The sequence below is a fragment of the Streptomyces sp. NPDC002853 genome (assembly GCF_053591915.1).
In genome coordinates this window covers 237124-258209 of the sequence record NZ_JBSFUS010000001.1, presented here as the reverse complement: position 1 = coordinate 258209, position 21086 = coordinate 237124, and the positions used below count along the sequence as shown (strand labels likewise).

The window sequence follows — 21086 nt, the reverse complement described above, 5'->3', positions numbered from 1 at the left end:
CGGACGGGCTGAGCTAAGCCAGCTCGGCCAGCGTCCGCAGCGTATGCCGATCCGGCGCCAGTACGAGCAGATCCGTGACCGGCCCCTTGCGCCACAACTCGAGCCGCTCCGCGATCCTTTCCCGCGGTCCCACGAGCGAGATCTCGTCGGCGAAGGCATCGGGAACGGCCAGTACCGCCTCTTCCCGGCGCCCCGCCAGAAACAGCTCCTGAATCCGCCGCGCCTCCGCCTCGAATCCCATCCGCGCCATCAGATCCGCATGAAAGTTTCGCGCGGAGTGCCCCATTCCGCCGATATAGAACCCCAGCATCGCCTTGACCGGAAGCAAGCCCTCCGCAGCGTCGTCGCAGACCTTCGCCCGCGCCATGGGCGCGACCATGAAGCCGTCGGGTGCCCCTTCCAGCGAAGCCTCGTACACGTCGGCCCGCATCGGCGACCAGTACAGCGGCAGCCAGCCGTCCGCGATCCGCGCCGTCTGCGCGATGTTCTTCGGGCCCTCCGCACCGAGCAGCACCGGCAGATCCGCCCGCAGTGGATGCGTGATCGGCTTCAGGGGCTTGCCCAGGCCGCTGCCGTCCTCCCCTCGGTAGGGGTGGGAGTGAAAGCGCCCGTCCAGCGCCACAGGCCCCTCGCGGTGCAGCACTTGGCGGATGACGTCCACGTACTCCCGGGTGGCCGTCAGCGGCGACTTCGGGAACGGCCGTCCGTACCACCCCTCCACCACCTGCGGCCCGGAGAGCCCGAGCCCGAGCATCATCCGCCCGCCGGACAGATGGTCCAGGGTCAGTGCGTGCATCGCCGTCGTCACCGGTGACCGTGCCGCCATCTGTACGACCGCCGTGCCCAGCTTGATCCGCGAGGTCTGCGCCGCGATCCAGGTCAGAGGGGTGAAGGCATCGGAGCCCCACGCCTCGGCCGTCCACACGGAGTCATATCCGAGCCGCTCGGCCTCCTGGGCGAGTGCGACGTGCCCGGGGTCGGGGCCGCGCCCCCAGTAGCCGAGTGCGAGTCCCAGGCGCATACGAGATCCCGATCCCTTCCGACTTTCTGACGGCTCGTCAGTTCCCTTCAGGATCGCGACTGTACGACAACGGCCCCCCGCCCGGAAGGGCGAGGGGCCGCGAGGTACGGGAGAGATCAGCCGCGCTGAATCCCCGTGGTGTCCTGCAGCACGCCACGACGGCCGTCCTGCGTCTGGGCCACCAGGCCCGGACCGCGCTGCTCGACGGCCAAGTACCAGGTACCGGGCGCCAGTTCGGCGATCGGCGTCGGCGAGCCGTCCTCCGCGTACAGCGGACGCGGCACCGGCACGGCAAACCAGAACGGCGAGAAGTCACCGGTGGCCTGCGCCTGCCCGGGAGGCGGCGTCTGCTGCTGCGGCTGCCCCGGCTGAGCACCGAAGGGCTGACCCTGCTGCGGCTGACCGGGCTGGGCGCCGTACGGCTGACCCTGCTGCGGCTGGCCCTGAGCACCCGGGTACCCGTACCCACCCTGCGGCTGACCGCCGTAGGGCTGGGGGGCGGGGCGGGGGGCGCCGACGAGGGGGGCCTTGAGCGCCGGAACCAGCGCGGTCGCGACCGCGGCGGCGGCCAGGACCAGGGCGGCGATCAGGCCGAGGATGAGGCCGACGCCGGCTTCGGGGCCGCCAGAGCCACCGCCCAGGCTGCTGTCGAAGAAGAAGCCGTAGGACTGGTCGGCGTCGAAGATCGCACCGAGCGAGCTCCAGGCGGCGGCGATGGTGAAGGCGACGCCCAGCTGGCCGAGGTCGAGACCCGCGACCTTGCGCGGCTGCGGCAGCGCACGGCCCACGACGATGAGCGCGGCACCGATGATCCCGAGCAGGTACACACTCAGCAGCAGGTTGCCGTTCTCCCAGGCGTTGGGGAGCTTGTCGCTGTCGCCGCCGTCGGCGTCAAGGGTGTTGAGGAACGAGGCGATGAAGAGCAACACCGCTGCCCCGATCACCACGCCGTCGCCTCGAGTGAGAGAGCGGATATTCACTTCAGGTCCTTCGTAAGTCGTCTCGTCGGTGGAGGCGTCGCTCGCCCCATGGTCGTGGTGCGGAGCGCGGGGATGGCCCCCCATCGTACGGAGGACATTATCGTTCACGTGGGTGGGGTGTCTGCTCGGCATAAAGACCAACCAACCCGTTATCCCCGGCCAACCAACCCGTTATCCCCGCAGGAAGCTCACGATTCCGTCGGAAATACCCCGCGCCGCCTTCTGCCGCCAGGCACCGCTCGTGAGCAACGCCTCGTCCTTCGCGTCGCGCATGTTGCCGCACTCGATGAAGACCTTCGGGACGGTGGAGAGGTTGAGACCGCCCAGATCCTTGCGCACGTCGAGCCCGGTGCCGTCGCCGACGTAGTTGGAGGGGGCACTGCCGGTCGCGCTCAGGAACTTCCCCGCGATGCGCTCGCCCAGGGCGCGCGACGGGACGACGATCCCGGAGGTGTCCGCGTCGCCGGACTTCACCGATGCGGGAAGGATCACATGGAAGCCGCGGTTGCCCGCGGCCGATCCGTCGGCGTGCACGGAGACGACGGCGTCCGCGTGGGCGTTGTTGCCGATGCGGGCGCGCTCGTCGACGCAGGGCCCCCAGGGGCGGTCGCCGTCCTGGGTGAACTTGACCGTGGCGCCCTGCTTCTCGAGCAGCGTGCGCAGGCGGCGCGAGACGTCGAGGGTGAACTGGGCCTCGCTGTAACCGTTGTTGGTGGAGGTGCCCGTCGTGTCGCACTCCTTGCGGTGCGTGCCGACATTGACGAGGCGGTTGATCTCGGCGGTGTGCTTGCCGTTGCCCGTGTTGTGACCGGGGTCGACGACGATGACCTTGCCCTTGAGCGGGCCGGAGGCGGCGGGGCGGGTGGAGGACTTCGGGGGCTTCGACGTGCTCGGCTCGTCACTCGCGTCGCCGTCGCCCTTGTCCCCCTTGCCGTCGTCCTTCTCGGAGGCGGACGGGGAGGGCGGGGCGGAGGACGAACCCTGCGCGGACTGGCTCGTGGAGGGAAGCGTTCTGGCCGGCTCACTGCCGCCGGGTCCGCTCGTGGCCTCGTAGATGAGCCATCCCGCGAGGGCAGTCGGCACCAGCGCGGCGAGCGTCACGGTGAGGGGGCCGCCGGTGAAACGGCGGGGCGGGCGTGGGGGCTGGCTGTCCGGACCTACGTACGACACGAGAGCGACTCTAACGGGGAGGTCAGATCCCCGCTCCCGTTCGCCGCAGGACGCGCAGGGAGTCGGTTGCCGAGAGCTCGGTGAACGCGCCGGACTCCAGGGCCCTGAGGTAGACGCGGTACGGGGCCTGGCCCGTCATGATGTCCGCCGGGTTCGGGAAGACGTCGTGGATCAGGAGCAGGCCGCCTTCCGCCAGGTGCGGGGCCCAGCCCTCGTAGTCGCCCGTCGCGTGCTCGTCCGTGTGGCCGCCGTCGATGAAGACCAGGCCGAGCGGTCCGCCCCACGCCTTCGCCACCTGCGGGGAGCGGCCGACGATCGCGATCACGTGGTCCTCCAGGCCCGCGTGGTGCAGCGTGCGGCGGAAGGTCGGGAGCGTGTCCATGTGGCCGACCTGCGGGTCGACCGTCTCCGGGTCGTGGTACTCCCAGCCCGGCTGCTGCTCCTCGCTGCCGCGGTGGTGGTCCACGGTGATGGCCGGGACGCCGGCCTGGCGGGCGGCGTCCGCGAGCAGGATCGTGGAGCGGCCGCAGTACGTTCCGACCTCCAGGAGCGGCAGGCCGAGGGCCGCCGCCTCCGTCGCCGCGGCGTACAGGGCGAGGCCTTCCCCGGTCGGCATGAAGCCCTTCGCCGCTTCGAAGGCGGCGAGGATCTCCGGCTTGGGGTGCGGGGCGGCCATGGGGGCCATGCGGGGTTCCTCCCGGTCGTCGATGCGGTGGGGTACGTCGGTGGGCCGCCCTATGCTGCCGTATGGTCCGGCCGTTCAGGGAGGCGGGGCCCGTCGGTCCCGAGTGCGAGGCAGCTTCCCTGAGCCACGTCCCGGCCGATCCGACGGTGCCGCATCCCTTTCCGGACCAGCCTCGGGGCGTGCTCCTGAGGAGGACTCGGAGCACGCCACCGAGTTCGAGACGCGTTTCGCCCTATGCCGGCACGTCACTCCCGCGCGGCAGCAGCAGATCGACCTCCACCGTCTCCCCCCGATGCGCCGCCGCCGAGGCAAGCGGCGCATGCCCGGCCGCCGTTGCCGCCAGGACGTACGAGCCGTCACCCGGGACGGAGAGCGCGTAGCGGCCGCCGTCGTCCGTGAGGGCGGAGCCCGCCTGGCGTCCCCGGCGGTCGATCAGCGTCACCTTGGCCCGCGCGACCGGCGCCCCGGAAGGGCTCAGGACGCGGCCGTGGAAACCGGCCAGCGCCTCCGTGGCCGCGCGCAGGTTCGCGTCCTCCTCGCTGCTGGCCCGCAGTTGGGTCTTGACCGAGCGGCGGGCGGAGGGGAGGAAGAGGGCGAAGACCAGGCCCAGGGCGACCGCGCCCGTCGCGATGAGGAACGACGTGCGGAAGCCCGTCATGGTGGGGATGGCGACGCCGCCCACGTGGTCGGCCGTGTTGGCGAGAACCATGCCGATCACGGCGGACGAGACCGACGTGCCGATGGAGCGCATCAGCGTGTTGAGGCCGTTCGCCGCGCCCGTCTCCGAAGGCGGCACGGCGCCGATGATCAGCGCCGGGAGCGAGGAGTAGGCGAGGCCGATGCCCGCGCCCACGACCACCGCGATGATGATCGTCTGCCAGGCGGCGCTCATCAGGCCGAGTCCCGCCCCGTAGCCGATCGCGATGATCAGCATGCCGAGGATCAGGGTGATCTTCGGGCCGTACTTCGCCGAGAGGCGGGCGTAGATCGGGGCCGTGAACATCATCGTGAGGCCCAGCGGCGCCACGCACAGGCCCGCGACGACCATGGACTGGCCCAGGCCGTAGCCGGTGGAGGCCGGGAGCTGGAGCAGCTGGGGCAGGACCAGCGAGATCGCGTAGAACGCCACGCCGACCATGATCGAGGCCAGGTTGGTGAACAGGACCGCCGGGCGGGCCGTGGTGCGCAGGTCCACCAGCGGCGCCTTGAGGCGCAGCTCCATCACGCCCCAGAGGACGAGCACGACCGCCGCCGCGCCGAACAGGCCAAGGGTCGTGCCGGAGGTCCAGCCCCAGTCGCTGCCCTTGGTGATGGGGAGCAGGAAGAGGACCAGGCCGGCCGAGAGGCCGAGCGCGCCGAGCACGTCGAACGTGCCCTGTGCCTTCACCGTGCTCTCGGGCACGAAGAGGACGGTCAGGAGCATCGACATGACGCCCAGGCCCGCCGCGCCGAAGAAGAGGGTGTGCCAGTCGGCGTGCTGCGCGGTCAGTGCCGCGAGCGGCAGCGCGAGGCCGCCGCCGACGCCGATGGAGGAGCTCATCAGGGCCATCGCCGAGCCGAGCTTCTCGCGGGGCAGCATGTCGCGCATCAGGCCGATGCCGAGCGGGATGGCGCCCATCGCGAAGCCCTGGAGGGCGCGGCCGACGATCATCACGACGAGGTTGTCGGTGAAGCCGCAGATCAGGGAGCCCACGACCATCACGGCGAGGCTCATGAGCAGCATGCGGCGCTTGCCGTAGAGGTCACCGAGGCGGCCCATGATCGGGGTCGAGACGGCCCCGGCGAGCAGGGTCGCCGTCATGACCCAGGTGGCGTTCGACGGCGTGGTGTCGAGCAGCGTCGGCAGGTCCTTGATGACCGGCACCAGGAGCGTCTGCATCACCGCGACGACGATGCCGGCGAAGGCGAGTACGGGGACGACTCCGCGGGTGCCGCGTTGGTGGGTCGTCGACTGCGTCATTACGTGGGGCCTCCGGGGGCGGTGCAAGGCTGGCAGGGGTACGTGCAGTACGAACTTGTTTCCCCGGGCGACTATTCCGACGGATGTCGTACGAGGGGAATTCTTGACCTGTTGTTAACCGGCCGGTTAAGCGGGGCGCCGGTGACCGGTCGCGGGCGGCATCGGGGGGCGGCGCATCTGACCCTGCGTCAGTCTTCCGGAAGATTGGAACGTGTTCTAGTGTGACGCCGTCCCGGAAGCTGCTACCGGCGAGGACGCGCATGGGCATCGGAATCACGCAGGAACAACGGGAGTTGGCGGCGGCGGTGCGCGGCTGGATCGCCCGCGCGGTGCCGCCCGAGGAGATACGCAAGCTGCTCGACGCCCCGCAGGGAACAGGGGGCAGGCCCGCGTACTGGGACGGGCTCGTCGAGCAGGGGCTGCTCGCGGTGCACCTGCCCGAGGAGTGCGGAGGCGGGGGCGGCGACCTCGTGGACCTCGCGGTCGTCCTGGAGGAGGCCGGGCGGGCCGCGCTCCCGGGGCCCTACCTGGCCGGCTCCCTCGCCTCGGTCGTGCTGCACCGGGCAGGCGCCGCCGACCTGGCCGCCGACCTGGCATCCGGGGCGCGGATCGGCGCCGTCGCGCTCGGTGCGGGCACGCTGACCGCGGTGTCCGTGGCGGACGGCTGCCTCCTCGACGGCAGCGCGCCGCCCGTGCTCTGCGGGGCCGACGCCGACCTCCTGATCCTGGCCGCCGAGTCCGCGCGCGGAACCGAGTGGCTGGCCGTCGACGCGGCCGAGCTGACCGTACGTACGCAGGAGAGCGCCGACCCCACGCGGCCCACCGCCGACGTGGCGGCGCACGGCGTCGAGGTCCCGGCCGGGCGGGTGCTCGACATCGACCCGGCACTCGTACGCGACCTGGCCTGTGCCCTGTACGCGGCGGACGCGTGCGGGGTGGCGGCCTGGGCGCTGGAGACCGCCACCGAGTACGCGAAGGTGCGCGAGCAGTTCGGGCGGCCGATCGGGCAGTTCCAGGCGGTCAAGCACCTCTGCGCGGACATGCTGGTGCGCCTGGAGCAGGCACGGGCGCTCACCTGGGACGCGGCACGGGCGGCGGGCGACCCGGCGCCGGGCGAGCCGCCGCACGACGTGCGCGCCCAGGATGTGCGGAGCCTGGTCTCCGCGCTCGCGGCCGGGGGTGCCCTCGACGCCGCGTACTCCTGCGCCAAGGATGCCATCCAGATCCTCGGCGGCATCGGCTTCACCTGGGAGCACGACGCGCATCTGTATCTGCGCAGGTCACTCGTCGCCCGGCAACTGCTCGGCACCGGCGACGCACACCGGCTGCGGGCGGTGCGGCTCGCGGAGGGCGGTGCGCGCCGGGAGCTGCGGATGGAGCTGCCCGAGGAGGCGGCGGCCTACCGGGAGCAGGCGCGCGCGGCCATCACTCCGGCCCGCGGCCTCGACCCGGCCGCCGCACGCAAGGTCCTCGCGCCCACCGGCCATGCCGCGCCACACCTGCCGGAGCCGTACGGCCTCGGCGCCGGGCCCGTCCAACAGCTGGCCGTACAACAGGAGTTGGCGGCGGCCGGGGTGCGCGTCAGCGATCTCGGGATCGCCACCTGGGTGGTGCCCTCGCTCATCGCGTACGGGACGAGGGAGCAGCAGGAGCGGTTCCTGGCGCCGACGCTCAGGGGCGAGGTGCTGTGGTGCCAGCTGTTCAGCGAGCCCGGGGCGGGGTCCGACCTGGCCGCGCTGCGGACACGGGCCGAGCGGGTCGACGGCGGCTGGCTGATCAGCGGCCAGAAGGTGTGGACGAGCGCGGCGCAGTGGGCGGACCACGGCATCCTGCTGGCCCGCACGGACCCCGATGCCCCCAAGCACAAGGGACTCACGTACTTCCTCGTCGACATGAAGCGGGCATCGGGCATCGACATCCGCCCGCTGAAGGAGATCACCGGGGACTCCCTCTTCAACGAGGTCTACTTCGACGACGTCCTGCTGCCCGCCGACGCGGTCGTCGGCGAGGTGAACGACGGCTGGCGGGTCGCGCGGCACACGCTCGGCAACGAACGCGTCCACATGGCCGACCAGTTGACCTTCGACACCGGCCTCGAGGCGCTCATCGAGCGCGTCGGCGAGCTCGACGGCGCCTGCCGCGCGCGCATCGGTGCGCTCGCCGCCGAGGCGCACGCACTCGCCTGCATCGGTCTGCGCACGACGATGCGGCAGGTGGCCGGGGCGGAACCGGGGGCCGGGGCCTCCGTCCGCAAGCTCGTGCAGACCCCGCATCAGCAGAAGGTCGCCGAGCTGGCCCTCGAACTGCTCGGCCCCGCGGGCGCGGTGCGCGAGGGCGCCGGGGAGCGGGCGCTGCACGGCTTCCTGATGTCGCGCTGCCTGACCATCGCGGGCGGGACCACGCAGGTGCAGCTGAACGTCGTCGCGGAACGGCTCCTCGGCCTGCCGAGGGACCCCGAGCCGCGCCCCACCATCTGAAGGAGACGGCTCGTGAAGGCGTACATAGTCGGCGTCGGCATGACGAAGTTCGAGAAGCCCGAGACGCGGGACTGGCAGTACTGGGACATGGCGAAGGAAGCGGGCGGCAAGGCGCTCGACGACGCCGGGATCTCGTACGAGCAGGTGGAACAGGTACCGGTCGGGTACTGCTTCCAGGCCTCGACGGCGGGCCAGCGGGCCGCGTACGAACTGGGCCTGACCGGTGTCCCCGTCTACAACGTGAACAACAACTGCGCGACGGCGTCGACCGCGCTGATGATGGCGCGGCAGTTCGTCGAGGGCGGCATCAGTGACTGCGTGCTCGCGCTGGGCTTCGAGAAGATGGCGCGCGGCGCCCTGGGAGGCGGCAGTGACGGCGGCGACTTCAAGACGTCCCCCGTGGCCCGGCACTACGGCGTGATGGCCGCACGGCACGGCTTCGAGATGACCCCGCCCACCGCCCAGATCTTCGGCAACGCGGCACGCGAGCACATGGAGAGATACGGCACGACCGAGGCGCAGCTCGCCGCCGTGGGCGCGAAGAACCACCGGCACTCGGTGAACAATCCGTACGCCCAGTTCCAGGACGCGTACACCGTCGACGAGATCCTCGCCGCCAAGACCATCCACCGCCCGCTCACCAAGCTGCAGTGCTCGCCGACCTCGGACGGGTCGGCCGCCGCCGTGGTGGTCTCGGAGAGGTTCGTCGAGCGGCACGGCCTGCGGGAGCGTGCCGTGGAGATCGCCGCCCAGGCGATGACCACGGACACGGGGGAGTCCTTCGACTCGGGCTCGTGCATCGACGTCGTGGGGCAGCCGATGTCGCGGGCCGCGGCGCGGCAGGTGTACGAGAGGTCGGGGCTCGGCATCGAGGACGTCGACGTCGTCGAACTGCACGACTGCTTCTCCGTCAACGAGCTCCTCACCTACGAGGCCCTTGGCATGTGCGGGCCGGGGGAGTCGGGGAAGCTCGTCGAGAGCGGCGCCACGACGTACGGCGGGCGCTGGGTGGTGAACCCCTCCGGCGGTCTGATCTCCAAGGGACACCCGCTCGGCGCCACGGGCATCGCCCAAGTGGCCGAGCTGACCTGGCAGTTGCGGGGTGAGGCGGACGCGCGGCAGGTGGCGGGGGCGCGGGTGGGGCTCGCGCACAACATCGGTCTCGGTGGGGCCGCGGTGGTGACGCTGCTGCGCAAGGGGTGAGGAAGGCGGGGCGGGAGGTGAGAAAGGAGGGGCGGGAGTGGCGGAAAGAGGGGCGGGAGTCGGCCCGGGGTCCTAGGACCCACGGCCGAGGATCTCTGCGGCGAAACCCCGATGCAAGGGGCATGCACTCCTGAGAGCATGGCTGTCATGGTCCAAACGCCCCCCGACACTTACATGCCCGCCACCCCACGGAAGTCCGCCCCCGTGTGGGCGGTGGTGCTCGCGGCCTGCGCGGGGCAGTTCCTCGTCGTCCTCGACGTGTCCGTGGTGAACACCGCGCTGCCCTCGATGCGGGCCGACCTCGGCATGAGCGCGGTGGGCCTGCAGTGGGTGGTCAACGCGTACTCGATCGCCTTCGCGGGCTTCATGCTGCTCGGCGGGCGGGCCGGCGACCTCTTCGGCCGCAAGCGGATGTTCCTGGTCGGGCTCGGGCTCTTCACGGTGGCCTCGCTCGCGGGCGGCCTCGCGCAGGCCGAGTGGCAGCTGCTCCTCGCGCGGGCCGTGCAGGGACTCGGCGCGGCGGTGCTCGCCCCCTCGACCCTGACGATCCTGACCTCCGCGGTGCCCGAGGGGCCCGCACGCATACGGGCCATCGGCACCTGGTCGGCGGTGGGCGCGGGCGGTGGCGCGGCGGGCGGCCTGGTCGGCGGAGTCCTCACCGACCTGCTCTCCTGGCGCTGGGTGCTCCTGATCAACGTGCCGATCGGCGCGCTCGTCCTCGTGGCGGGTGTGCTGTGGCTGACCGAGAGCCGCGCGGGCGGCAGCCGCAGGCTCGACCTGCCGGGCGCGGTCCTGGTGACGGGCGGGCTCGCCACCCTCGCGTACGGCATCGTCCAGACCGAGGAGCGCGGCTGGACGGCGGCCGAGACCCTGGTGCCGCTGGCGGTGGGCCTCGTGCTGCTCGCGGCGTTCCTGGTGGTGGAGGCGCGGGCGGCGGTGCCGCTGATGCCGCTGAAGCTGTTCCGGGTGCGGTCGGTGTCGGCGGCGAACGCGGCGATGTTCGTGTGCGGCGCCGGAATGTTCGCCATGTGGATGTTCATGACGCTGTACGCGCAGAACGTACTCGGCTACTCGGCGCTCAAGGCGGGCCTCGCGCTGATCCCGTCCTCGCTGACGATCGTCTTCGGGTCGAAGCTGGCGCCCCGCCTGATGCCGGTGCTCGGGGCGAAGAACGTGTCGCTGCTCGGCATCGTCGTGGCGGCGGCCGGGTTCGGCTGGCAGTCGACGATGACGGCCGACGGCGCGTACCTCACCTCGATCATGCTGCCCGGCATCGTGATGATGTTCGGCGCCGGCCTGGCCGCGACGCCGCTGGCCTCGCTCGGCACGTCCGGGGCGGCGCCGGGCGACGCGGGCCTCGTCTCCGGCCTCATCAACACCTCGCGCACGATGGGCGGGGCGCTGGGCCTCGCGGTGCTCTCGACCGTCGCGGCCTCGCGCATGGGGGGCTCCACGAGCCCCGAGGCGCTGACCGAGGGGTACGCGGCGGCGTTCAGGACCAGCGGCTTCATTCTGCTGGCGGGGGTCGTGGTGCTGCTGGTGTGGATGCCGCGGGAGAAAAAGAGCCCGTCCGGCGCTTGAGGACGAACGCGGCGGGGCCGGTGATCGAGGGTGACTGGGCCGCGGGGCCGGTGATCGAGGGTGACTGGGCCGCGGGGCCGGTGATCGAGGGTGCCTGGGGGCGCGGGGTCGGTGATCGAGGGTGCCTGGGGCCGCGGGGTAGCAGGGTCGCGGGCGGTGGGCTGGTCCAGGGGCGCGGGGTCATGAGCCCCCGGGCCGGGCCAGGGCGGCCCGGGGGCCAAGGGCCGTAGCCCGGGTCAGGGCCCGGGGCCGTAGCCCGGGACAGGGCGCAGGGCCATAGACCGGGACAGGGCGCAGGGCCGTAGACCGGGTCAGGGCCCGGGGTCATAGACCGGGTCAGGGCCCGGGGTCATAGCCCGGGACAGGGCGCAGGGCCGTAGCCCGGGACAGGGCCCAGGGGCCAGTCACAACCAGCCCCGCTGCCTCGCTTCCCGGACCGCCTCCATCCTGTTTCGCGTCCCCGTCTTGCCGATCGCCGCCGAGAGGTAGTTCCGCACGGTCGACTCCGACAGGTGCAGCTTCTCCGCGATGTCGGAGACCGTGGCGCCGTCCACCGAAGCCTTCAGGACGTCCGCCTCCCGGCCGGTCAGCGGGCTCGGCCCCGCGCTCAGGGCGGCCGCGGCCAGCGCGGGGTCGATCACCGTCTCGCCCCGCAGCGCCTGCCGGATCGCCTCCGCGAGGTCCTCCACCGGGCCGTCCTTGACCAGGAAGCCCACCGCGCCCGCCTCCATGGCCCGGCGCAGATAACCCGGCCTGCCGAAGGTCGTGAGGATGAGGACCCGGCACTCCGGGCACTCGTCCCGCAGATCCGCCGCCGCGTCGAGCCCGCTGCGGCCCGGCAGCTCGATGTCGAGGAGCGCCACGTCGGGGCGGGCGGTCAGCGCCGCGTCCACGATCTCGTCGCCCGCGCCGACCTGCGCGACGACCTCGATGTCCGCCTCCATGCCGAGCAGCAGCGCGAGCGCGCCCCGCATCATGCCCTGGTCCTCGGCGAGCAGGACTCTGATCATGGGGTGCGCTCCTCCAGGAGGGGACCGGAACCGGGACCGGGGCCGGGGCTTGGCTCGGTGACCGGCAGCTCCGCCGCGACCCGGAATCCGCCGCGCGGCGCGGGGCCCGACTCCAGCGAGCCGCCCACCGCCGCGAGGCGTTCGGCCAGGCCCTTCAGCCCGCTGCCGGGCGTCCCCGAGCCTACGCCGCGACCGTCGTCGGTGATCAGCAGCCGAGTCCGTTCGGCGGTGCCCGTCACCTCGATCTCGCAGCGGGTGGCCCGTGCGTGGCGTACGACGTTCGTGGCGGACTCCCGGACCACCCAGCCGAGCAGCGCCGCGGTCTGCGGGGCGAGCGGCGGGCCCGACTGGCGTACGACGGCCTCGATGCCCGCCGCGTCCAGGAGGTCGCGGGCCCGGTCCAGCTCCGTGGCGAGACTGCCCTCGCGGTAGCCGGTGACCGCCTCGCGGATCTCGGTCAGGGCCTGGCGGCCGACGGACTCGATGTCGGAGACCTGGCCGAGCGCCGCGTCCAGGTCGCGAGGGGCCAGACGGCGCGTCGCCTCCGCCTTCACGACGATCACCGAGAGCGTGTGGCCGAGCAGGTCGTGCAGGTCCCGCGAGAAACGCAGCCGCTCCTTCTCGACCGCGCTGCGGGCCAACTCCTCGCGCGTGGAACGCAGTTCCTTCACCGTCTCGGAGAGGGCGAGGATCGCGGCCGTCACCATGACGGAGATGAACGTGCCGTACGCGATGCCCGCCGCGTCCCAGCCGTCCTTCAGACCGCCGACCACCGCCGCCGTGATGCTCAGGGCGAACCCCGCGGGAACGAGCTGCCGGCCCCGGAGCACCGAACCCGTGGCCAGGCCGAGCAGGGGGAAGAACATCAGCCAGCTGTCGCCGTAGCCGATGGCGAGGGCCAGGGTGACCGCGGTCAGCGCGAGCAGGAGCTGCCTGGTGACGCGCGCCTCCCGCGCCCTCTTGTCGAAGGCGCGGAACACCACGCTGATGTAGAGGGAGTTGAAGACCAGCAGGCCGAGCCCGCCGAGCCAGGGATTGCCCGTCTTGCCCTGGAGGATGTTGGAGAAGGAGCCCATCCCCATCAGGAGCCAGGGCAGCATCGCGAAGCCGTTCGGCGGGCCGAGATCCTCGGGCCTGCTCCGGCCGGACTTCTCCCGCGCCCGCACCTCGGCCAGCTGCGCCCCGCTGCTGTGTTTCCAGCGCGCGAGGCGCGTGTGCCGCTGCCAGAAGCCCTTCGCCGCCACCTTCACCGACATCGTCTCTCCTGTCGCGCCGCGGCGCCTCGTCCCAGGCTGCCGACCCTACGGAGCCGGGGCGGAAAACCGGCAGATGTGGTTGTACGGACTCGGCCGGTACAAATGTCACGGGCCGGCCGGGGAGGTCCGCCGAGCGTCTATCTGACGTGACGTCAGGAGTCTTCACAACTACCGGACCCTCGGCTATACATGGGATCGCCGGACTGGAACGCGTTCTAGAACGGGCTCCTTCCGGCCCTGTTGCGACCTCGGTGCGACCGACGGTGCGGACGGCCGCACCGAGGTCTTCAGACCGGCCAAGGAGCTGCCACCCCATGCCCATCGATGCCGCGAAAGCACTGGCCGCGGAGCCCAGGTCGGCCGAGATCGCCTGGGATCACAAGGACATCCAGCTCTACCACCTGGGCCTCGGCGCGGGCGCCCCCGCCACCGACCCCGACGAGCTGCGCTACACCCTGGAGTCCAGGCTGCACGTCCTGCCCAGCTTCGCGACCGTCGCGGGCGCCGGCATGGGCGTAGTCGGGGGCCTCTCGTCCCCCGGCATCGAGGTGAACCTGGCAGCGGTCCTGCACGGCGGCCAGAGCATCACGCTGCACCGCCCGATCCCGGTCAAGGGCAAGGCCACCACCACCTCCAAGGTGGCCGCCGTGTACGACAAGACCAAGGCCGCGATCCTCGTCCTGCGCACCGAAGTGGCCGACGCCGAGGGTCCGTTGTGGACGAGCGACGCCCAGATCTTCGTACGCGGCGAAGGCGGATTCGGCGGCGAACGCGGCCCCTCCACCCGCCTGGCGGCCCCCGAGGGTGAGCCCGACAAGACCGTCGAACGCCCTGTCCGCGAGGAACAGGCGCTGCTCTACCGCCTCTCCGGGGACTGGAACCCGCTGCACGCCGACCCCGAGTTCGCCAAGCTCGCCGGATTCGACCGGCCGATCCTGCACGGCCTGTGCACCTACGGGATGACGCTCAAGGCCGTCGTCGACACGGTGCTCGGCGGTGATGTGTCGCGGGTGCGGAGCTACAGCACACGCTTCACCGGGATCGTCTTCCCCGGGGAGACCCTGCGGATCCGGATGTGGCGCTCCGAGGGCCGCGTCCACGTGGCGGTGACGGCAGCCGAGCGGGATGACGCGCCGGTCCTCGCCGACACGGTCGTCGAGCACACCTGAAGCTCCCCGCACGCCTGAAGCTCCCCACACGCCTGAATCTTCGTACGAGAGGAGCCGCACCATGCGCGCAGCCGTACTGCACGAGATAGGCCAGGACAAACTCGAGGTGCTCGACGACGTCGAGGCGGTGGGCTTCGGCCCCGGCAAGGTGAAGATCCGGGTGCGGGCCACCGGCCTGTGCCACTCCGACATCTCCGCGATGAACGGCGTGCTGCCGCAGCCGGCGCCCTTCATCCCCGGCCACGAGGGCGCGGGCGAGATCGTCGACGTCGGCGACGGCGTGACCGGCATCAGTCAGGGTGACAGGGTCCTGGTCTGCTGGCTGCCCGCCTGCGGCCAGTGTCCGGCCTGCAAGCGAGGCCAGAGCCAGCTGTGCCTGGCCGGTTTCATGAACGCGGGCACGCCCAACTTCAAGCGCCCCGGCGGGGACGTCTTCGGCTTCGCGGGCACGGGCACGTTCACCGAGGAGGTCGTGGTCGACGCGGGCTGCGCCGTGCCGATCCCGGACGACGTGCCCTTCGACATCGCGGCCCTGATCGGCTGCGGGGTGACGACGGGGCTCGGCGCGGCCATCAACACCGCGAAGGTGGAGGCAGGTTCGTCGGTCGCCGTCATCGGCTGCGGCGGCGTCGGCATCTCCGCGATCCAGGGCGCGCGGCTCAAGGGCGCGGCGCAGATCGTCGCCGTCGACCCGGTGGCATCGCGGCGCGAGGCCGCGTTGCGGTTCGGCGCCACGGAGGCGGTCTCCCCGGACGAACTCGCCGACGCCAAGCAGCGGATCACCGCGGGCGAGGGCTTCGACTATGTCTTCGAGGTCGTGGGCAAGTCCGCCACGGCCCGTACCGCGTACGAGACGACGCGGCGCGGCGGCACGCTGGTCGTCGTCGGCGCGGGCGCGATGGACGACAACCTCCAGCTCAACATGTTCGAGCTGTTCTTCGACGAGAAGAGGATCCTGCCGTCCATGTACGGCGGCGGCGACGTCCTGCAGTCCTACGAGCGGGCCATCGCGCTGTGGCGCGCGGGCCGGATCGACCTGGAGAGCCTCATCACCCACCGGGTGCCGCTCTCCGAGATCAACGAAGCGCTTGACCAGATGCGTACGGGCGTCGCGCTGCGTACGTGCATCGAGATCTGAGAGGACTTCGATCCCTGATGGCACAGCCATTGCCACGGCCACTGGACGGTTTGGCCGCGATCGTGACGGGCGCGGGCCGGGGGCTCGGCCGTGCGGAGGCCCTCGAACTGGCCCGGCTCGGCGCGAGCGTCGTCGTCAACGACTTCGGGCAGCCGGGCCGTGACGGCTCGGGCGAGGCGTCCGCGACGCCCGCCGAGGAGGTCGCCGCCGAGATCCGTGCGGCGGGCGGGCAGGCGGTCGCGCACCTGGGTGATGTCGCGGACCACGAACAGGCGCGCGGGCTCGTTCAGTTGGCGATCGACACGTACGGCAAGCTCGACATCCTGGTGAACAACGCGGGCATCCTGCGGGACCGGATGATCTTCTCGATGAGCGAGAGCGAGTGGGACTCGGTCATCCACGTCCACCTCAAGGGCCACTTCAACACCTCGCACTTCGCATCCGTGCACTGGCGCGAGCGGTCCAAGGCGGCGGGCGAGCCGGTCTACGGCCGGATCGTCAACACCTCGTCCGAGGCGTTCCTCGCGGGCTCGGCGGGCCAGCCGAACTACGCGGCGGCCAAGGGCGGCATCGTCGGCCTGACGACGTCGAGCGCGCTGGCACTCGGCAAGTACGGCGTGACGGCGAACGTCATCTGCCCCCGGGCGCGGACCAGGATGACGGAGGACGTCTTCGCGGGGTTCCAGGAGCCGGGCGCGGGCGAGCTGGACGCGCTCGCCCCCGAGCATGTGGCGCCCCTGGTCGGCTATTTGGCGTCACCCGCGGCGGCCGGGGTCAACGGCCAGCTGCTCGTCGTGCACGGCGGGATGGTGGCCGTGGTGGAGCGCCCCAAGGTGGCGGCGAAGTTCGACACGGCGAAGGACGTCTTCACGTACGAGGAGCTGGACGAGGCATTGTCGCCCTATTACGCGGGGCGGCCGGAGGGGGAGACGTTCGCGGCGTCGGAGGTGCTCGGGCTGAAGCGGGGATAGATCCCCGACCCCGCCCCTTACCTCCTCGAACGCCGGACGGGCTGGGTTTCCAGTCCGTCCGGCGTTCGAGGACAAGGCCCCCGCGCCAGAGCGGGTTTTCGGGAAGGGGTGGGGTCGGGGAATGAATCAGTTCTCGTCGCCCGGACGACGGTGCCGCCCCCGCGGCGCTGCCGGAGCGTCACACTCGGCCACAGGCCCCCGATGCCTACCGGCACCGGAAGTACCCGCCGCCTCCCGCGGCTCGGGATTCCGCTCGGATTCCGTACGTATCTCGGTTCTGGTCAACACACTCACCCCGTAAAAGCTGTAACTCTGTAAAGAAGATCGTTCGGTGCAGCCGGGCGAGTCTAACCAACGCCCGCGCGCCCGTTGAGGGGCGCCTGCTGCAACGGAACGGGCCGCGCGGCGACCGCCGCGGGCGCCGCCGCCGGAGCGGGAGGTTCCAACTCCGCGACCCCGCACGGAACCGCCTCCGTCACATACGGCAGCCGCAGCGCGCCCTCCCGCGTCCACCACCCCGAACCGGCCAACCACCCCTCGGGCGCCGCCAGTTGATGCAGGCGTCGCTCGGCGGGCCGCCACAGGCCGAGCCAGCTCCCCGCCGCCCCGTCGATCCGCAGCGCCACCGCACAGTTCTCCGGCATCAGCGTCTGGCCGGGCTGTATGGCGAACGGCGTCACCGCGAGGTCGGGCAGGCGCAGGCACTCGGGGAAACGCACCGGGCGCGTGCCGCCGAGCACCCCCCAGCCGAGCCTGTCGTGGCCCGGCGCGTCCGAGCGGATCAGGAGCAGCCCGCTGTCGGGGTCCGCGAGCAGCAGCCGGTCGTCGCTCTCGTCGGCGATCTGGAGAAGGGGCGACACCTCGCCGCCCCGCTCCAGGTCCACCGCCACGGCCTTCACCCGGCCGCCCACCTCCCGGTCCAGGGCCAGCATCCGGCCTTCCCCGTCCAGCCAGACCCCGCCCGAACAGTGCCCGGGGATCTCCGCGACGTGCTCGGGACCGAAGGCGCCGCCCGCCACGAGCCACAGGGCGGTCGACCCGGCGCCCACCGCGAGTGCGTACGCGTGACCGGCCGCCGGTGAGGGCGGGAGCAGCGTCAGCCGGGACTCGCCGCACTCCACGGCGCCCAGCGGGATCTCGCCGGTCTCCGGCCCCGTCGGGTACAGGAGCGCGAAGACGTGCCGGCCGTCGACGACGCGGTGGATCAGGACCCGGCCGTCGGGCATCGGGAGCACCTCGGTGCCGGGCTCCTCGGGCTGGTTGCCGGGCAGCGGCACCGTGTACGGCTCGGGGGAGTCGAGGGTCCAGCGCTCGGGGAACCAGGAGCCGCCGTCGAGGGCGAGACGGGCGGCGTACGCGCCGTCGGCGGTGATCACCGGGGGTGTCGCGGGCGCCGGGGCGGAGATCGGCGCGGTCATGGGTTCGGGCTCAAGCGTGGGCGCTGTCATGGGGGAACCTCCGGGCCATGAAGCTAGTTTTCGCACGCGCTGCCGTGGCACCTGTGGGCGCCCGCTTCACACAGAAGGGTGGCGATGTACCGATTCGCCTGAGGGGGCGGGGGTGGTTGTGCAGGGTGAGGAGGACGCGCTTAAGGTAAGGGCGACCTAAGTGATTGCGGGCCTGCGGAAGCGGCAGCAGCACACCCCCTGGAGCCTGGAGCACCGATGGCACCGCTTTCCCCCTCCCCACGGTCCCCACGGTCCTCACGGTCCGGACGTCCCCGCCGCCACCGGGCCACCGCCGCCATCGCCCTGGCCGCGGCCGGTGCGCTCTCCCTCGCGGCCTGCGGGTCCGGCGAGGGCTCCGGCAAGTCCGGCGACGGCACCGGCAGCAAGGCCGTCGCCCAGGGTGGCGAGGACTTCTCCAAGGCCGCCGAGCAGACCGCGAAGATGGGCACCAAGGCGAAGCCGGGCGAGTTCCCGCGCACCATCACGCACGCACGCGGCAAGACCGAGCTGACGACGCGGCCCGAGCGGGTCGTCGTCCTCGACGTCGGCGAGCTCGACAACGTCGTCTCGCTCGGCATCAAGCCCGTCGGCTACGCCCCCACCGAGGGCGACGACGGCATCCCCGGCTACCTGAAGAAGGACGCGGGCCACCCCAAGGACGTGGGCACGATCAACGCCCTCAACCTGGAGGCGATCGCGAACCTGAAGCCGGACCTGATCCTGGGCAGCGAACTGCGCGCGGCCAAGCTCTACCCGCAGCTCTCCAAGATCGCCCCGACCGTCTTCTCCATCCGCCCCGGCTTCACGTGGAAGGAGAACTACCTCCTGAACGCCGCCGCGCTGGACAAGACGGCCAAGGCGAAGAAGGAGCTGGCCGCGTACGAGGAGAAGGCGAGGTCCCTGGGCCGCGACCTCGGCGACGACAAGCCGACGATCACGATGCTCCGCTACATGCCGGACCGCGTACGCCTCTACGCGAAGGCGTCCTTCATCGGCACGATCCTCGACGACACCGGCCTGCCCCGCCCCAAGAACCAGCAGGTCAACGACCTCGCCACGGAGATCAGCACCGAGAAGATCGACGAGGCCGACGCCGACTGGATCTTCACGGGTGTCTACGGCGACGCGAAGAAGACCGGCCGCTCCGAGGCCGAGAAGAACCCCCTGTGGAAGAAGCTGGACGCGGTGAAGAAGGGCCGGGCCAAGAACGTCCCGGACGAGACCTGGTACCTGGGCCTCGGCGTGACGGCGGCGAACTCGGTCCTTGACGACCTCAGGTCCACCCTGGCCTCGTAAGGGGCGCGGGGAACTGCGCGCTCAGCCACAAGAGAGCCGCGGACGGGCGCTCAGTAGCAGTCCGTAGCGGTGCGTGACGTACGACATGCCGAGCGCAGCGGGAAGGTAGCCTTTCTCCGTGCCCCGTCTGTCTGAAGTCATCGCCGCCCTCGACGTCCTGTGGCCCGCCGAACTCGCCGAGAGCTGGGATGCGGTCGGCACGGTCTGCGGCGACCCCGACGCGGAGGTCTCCCGGGTCCTGTTCGCCGTCGACCCCGTCCAGGAGATCGTCGACGAAGCGGTGAAGCTGGGTGCCCAGCTCCTGGTCACGCACCACCCGCTCTACCTGCGCGGCACGACGACGGTCTCGGCCGCCACCTTCAAGGGCCGGGTCGTCCACGACCTCATCAAGAACGACGTGGCGCTGCACGTCGCGCACACGAACGCGGACCGCGCCGACCCCGGCGTCTCCGACGCCCTCGCCGGCGCGCTCGACCTCCGGATCGTCCGCCCCCTCGTACCGGACCCCGCCGATGCGCACGGCCGCCGGGGCCTCGGCCGGATCTGCGAGCTCGAACACCCGCTGACGCTCCGCGAACTCGCCGCCCGCGCTGCCGAGCGGCTGCCCGCCACCGCGCAGGGCATCCGCGTCGCGGGCGACCCGGAGCAGCTCGTCCGGACCCTCGCGGTCAGCGGCGGCTCCGGCGACAGCCTCTTCGACGACGTACGCGCGTCGGGCGTGGACGCCTTCGTCACCGCGGACCTGCGCCACCACCCGGTGTCGGAGGCCCGCGCACAGACTCCGCTCGCGCTTCTCGACGCCGCGCACTGGGCCACCGAGTGGCCGTGGTGCGAACTGGCGGCGACGCAGCTCGATCAGATCTCCGACCGTCACGGATGGGGACTTCGCGTCCACGTCTCCAAGACGGTCACCGACCCCTGGACCGCCCACGCGGCCTCGACTACCGACACAACAGGAGACCCCAATTAACGCCGCGCCCGCCGACCAGATCCGACTCCTCGACGTCCAGGCACTCGACGTACGCCTCCAGCAGCTGGCGCACCGGAAGAAGTCCCTGCCCGAGCACGCCGAGATCGAGTCGCTGAACAAGGACATCGCGCAGCTGCGCGACCTGCACGTCGCCTCGACGACCGAGGAGAGCGACTGCGCCCGCGAGCAGACCAAGGCGGAGCAGGACGTCGACCAGGTGCGCCAGCGCGCCAACCGCGACCAGCAGCGCCTGGACTCGGGCGCCGTGACGTCCCCCAAGGACCTGGAGAACCTCCAGCGCGAGATCGCGTCCCTCGCCAAGCGCCAGGGTGACCTGGAGGACGTCGTCCTCGAGGTCATGGAGCGCCGCGAGTCCGCCCAGGAGCGGGTCTCCGAGCTGGCGGAACGTGTCTCCTCGGTCCAGGCGAAGATCGACGACGCGACCGCCCGCCGTGACGCGGCCTTCGAGGAGATCGACGGCGAGGCCGCCACGGTCACCAAGGAGCGCGAGGTCGTGGCGGGTTCGGTCCCGGCCGACCTGCTCAAGCTCTACGACAAGCTGCGCGCCAAGGAGGGTGGCATCGGCGCGGCCAAGCTCTACCAGCGGCGCTGCGAGGGCTGCCGCATCGAGCTGGACATCACCGGGGTCAACGAGGTGAAGGCGGCGTCCCCCGACACGGTCGTGCGCTGCGAGAACTGCAGCCGCATCCTGGTCCGCACGTCCGAGTCCGGCATCTAGATCCAGGGAGCC

At 71.8% G+C, this 21086-nt stretch carries 17 protein-coding genes; 9 read left to right on the top strand and 8 right to left on the bottom strand.

Features of this window, described 5'->3' with window-relative positions:
- Positions 1-13: 13 nt before the first annotated feature.
- The 5 genes from ACWD02_RS01175 to ACWD02_RS01155 form a co-directional block, all read right to left on the bottom strand.
- Complete coding sequence (locus ACWD02_RS01175; protein WP_451203174.1) at positions 14-1021, bottom strand: LLM class F420-dependent oxidoreductase; 1008 nt, start codon at positions 1019-1021, stop codon at positions 14-16.
- 116 nt (positions 1022-1137) lie between these two features.
- A complete protein-coding gene (locus ACWD02_RS01170; RefSeq protein ID WP_451203171.1) occupies positions 1138-2001 on the bottom strand; it encodes a hypothetical protein in 864 nt (287 codons plus the stop codon).
- Between the two features lie 171 nt (positions 2002-2172).
- On the bottom strand, positions 2173-3171 hold the full coding sequence (locus ACWD02_RS01165; RefSeq protein ID WP_451203169.1) for an N-acetylmuramoyl-L-alanine amidase: 999 nt from the start codon (positions 3169-3171) through the stop codon (positions 2173-2175).
- Positions 3172-3193: 22 nt separating this feature from the next.
- On the bottom strand, positions 3194-3847 hold the full coding sequence (locus ACWD02_RS01160; protein WP_451204326.1) for a class I SAM-dependent methyltransferase: 654 nt from the start codon (positions 3845-3847) through the stop codon (positions 3194-3196).
- A gap of 241 nt (positions 3848-4088) precedes the next feature.
- Positions 4089-5816, bottom strand: coding sequence for an MFS transporter (locus tag ACWD02_RS01155; protein WP_451203166.1), 1728 nt, complete (start codon positions 5814-5816; stop codon positions 4089-4091).
- 260 nt (positions 5817-6076) lie between these two features.
- Between ACWD02_RS01155 and ACWD02_RS01150 the strand changes: the two genes are divergently transcribed.
- The 3 genes from ACWD02_RS01150 (at position 6077) to ACWD02_RS01140 (ending at position 11077) form a co-directional block, all read left to right on the top strand.
- A complete protein-coding gene (locus ACWD02_RS01150) occupies positions 6077-8293 on the top strand; it encodes an acyl-CoA dehydrogenase (RefSeq protein ID WP_451203163.1) in 2217 nt (738 codons plus the stop codon).
- A gap of 12 nt (positions 8294-8305) precedes the next feature.
- Positions 8306-9496: a lipid-transfer protein gene (locus ACWD02_RS01145; RefSeq protein WP_451203160.1), complete on the top strand. Its 1191-nt coding sequence runs from the start codon at positions 8306-8308 to the stop codon at positions 9494-9496.
- A 147-nt stretch (positions 9497-9643) separates the two neighbouring features.
- Complete coding sequence (locus ACWD02_RS01140) at positions 9644-11077, top strand: DHA2 family efflux MFS transporter permease subunit (protein ID WP_451203158.1); 1434 nt, start codon at positions 9644-9646, stop codon at positions 11075-11077.
- Positions 11078-11481: 404 nt separating this feature from the next.
- Here ACWD02_RS01140 and ACWD02_RS01135 read toward each other — a convergent pair whose 3' ends face one another.
- Together ACWD02_RS01135 and ACWD02_RS01130 are read right to left on the bottom strand one after the other, a co-directional pair.
- Entirely contained in the window at positions 11482-12087 is a 606-nt protein-coding gene (locus ACWD02_RS01135) for a response regulator (RefSeq protein WP_451203156.1), read from the bottom strand.
- Positions 12084-13343, bottom strand: coding sequence for a sensor histidine kinase (locus tag ACWD02_RS01130; RefSeq protein ID WP_451203153.1), 1260 nt, complete (start codon positions 13341-13343; stop codon positions 12084-12086). The genes ACWD02_RS01135 and ACWD02_RS01130 overlap by 4 nt, the downstream gene beginning before the upstream one ends.
- Before the next feature lie 314 nt (positions 13344-13657).
- On the opposite strand from ACWD02_RS01130, the gene ACWD02_RS01125 reads away from it, so the two are divergent.
- The 3 genes from ACWD02_RS01125 (at position 13658) to ACWD02_RS01115 (ending at position 16621) form a co-directional block, all read left to right on the top strand.
- Entirely contained in the window at positions 13658-14512 is an 855-nt protein-coding gene (locus tag ACWD02_RS01125) for a MaoC/PaaZ C-terminal domain-containing protein (protein WP_451203151.1), read from the top strand.
- Positions 14513-14573: 61 nt separating this feature from the next.
- Positions 14574-15650, top strand: coding sequence for a Zn-dependent alcohol dehydrogenase (locus tag ACWD02_RS01120; RefSeq protein ID WP_451203148.1), 1077 nt, complete (start codon positions 14574-14576; stop codon positions 15648-15650).
- 17 nt (positions 15651-15667) lie between these two features.
- Positions 15668-16621: a 3-oxoacyl-ACP reductase gene (locus ACWD02_RS01115; RefSeq protein WP_451203146.1), complete on the top strand. Its 954-nt coding sequence runs from the start codon at positions 15668-15670 to the stop codon at positions 16619-16621.
- 347 nt (positions 16622-16968) lie between these two features.
- On the opposite strand, the gene ACWD02_RS01110 is transcribed toward ACWD02_RS01115, so the two are convergent.
- The gene (locus tag ACWD02_RS01110) at positions 16969-18069 is read right to left on the bottom strand and encodes a hypothetical protein (RefSeq protein WP_451203143.1); all 1101 of its coding nucleotides are present in this window, start codon (positions 18067-18069) and stop codon (positions 16969-16971) included.
- A gap of 216 nt (positions 18070-18285) precedes the next feature.
- On the opposite strand from ACWD02_RS01110, the gene ACWD02_RS01105 reads away from it, so the two are divergent.
- The 3 genes from ACWD02_RS01105 to ACWD02_RS01095 all read left to right on the top strand — a co-directional run bounded on the left by ACWD02_RS01105 (position 18286) and on the right by ACWD02_RS01095 (position 21074).
- Entirely contained in the window at positions 18286-19365 is a 1080-nt protein-coding gene (locus tag ACWD02_RS01105) for an ABC transporter substrate-binding protein (RefSeq protein ID WP_451203140.1), read from the top strand.
- Between the two features lie 118 nt (positions 19366-19483).
- Entirely contained in the window at positions 19484-20335 is an 852-nt protein-coding gene (locus ACWD02_RS01100) for a Nif3-like dinuclear metal center hexameric protein (RefSeq protein WP_451203138.1), read from the top strand.
- Positions 20331-21074, top strand: coding sequence for a zinc ribbon domain-containing protein (locus tag ACWD02_RS01095; protein WP_451204324.1), 744 nt, complete (start codon positions 20331-20333; stop codon positions 21072-21074). Before ACWD02_RS01100 ends, ACWD02_RS01095 begins: the two co-directional genes overlap by 5 nt.
- Positions 21075-21086 lie beyond the last annotated feature (12 nt).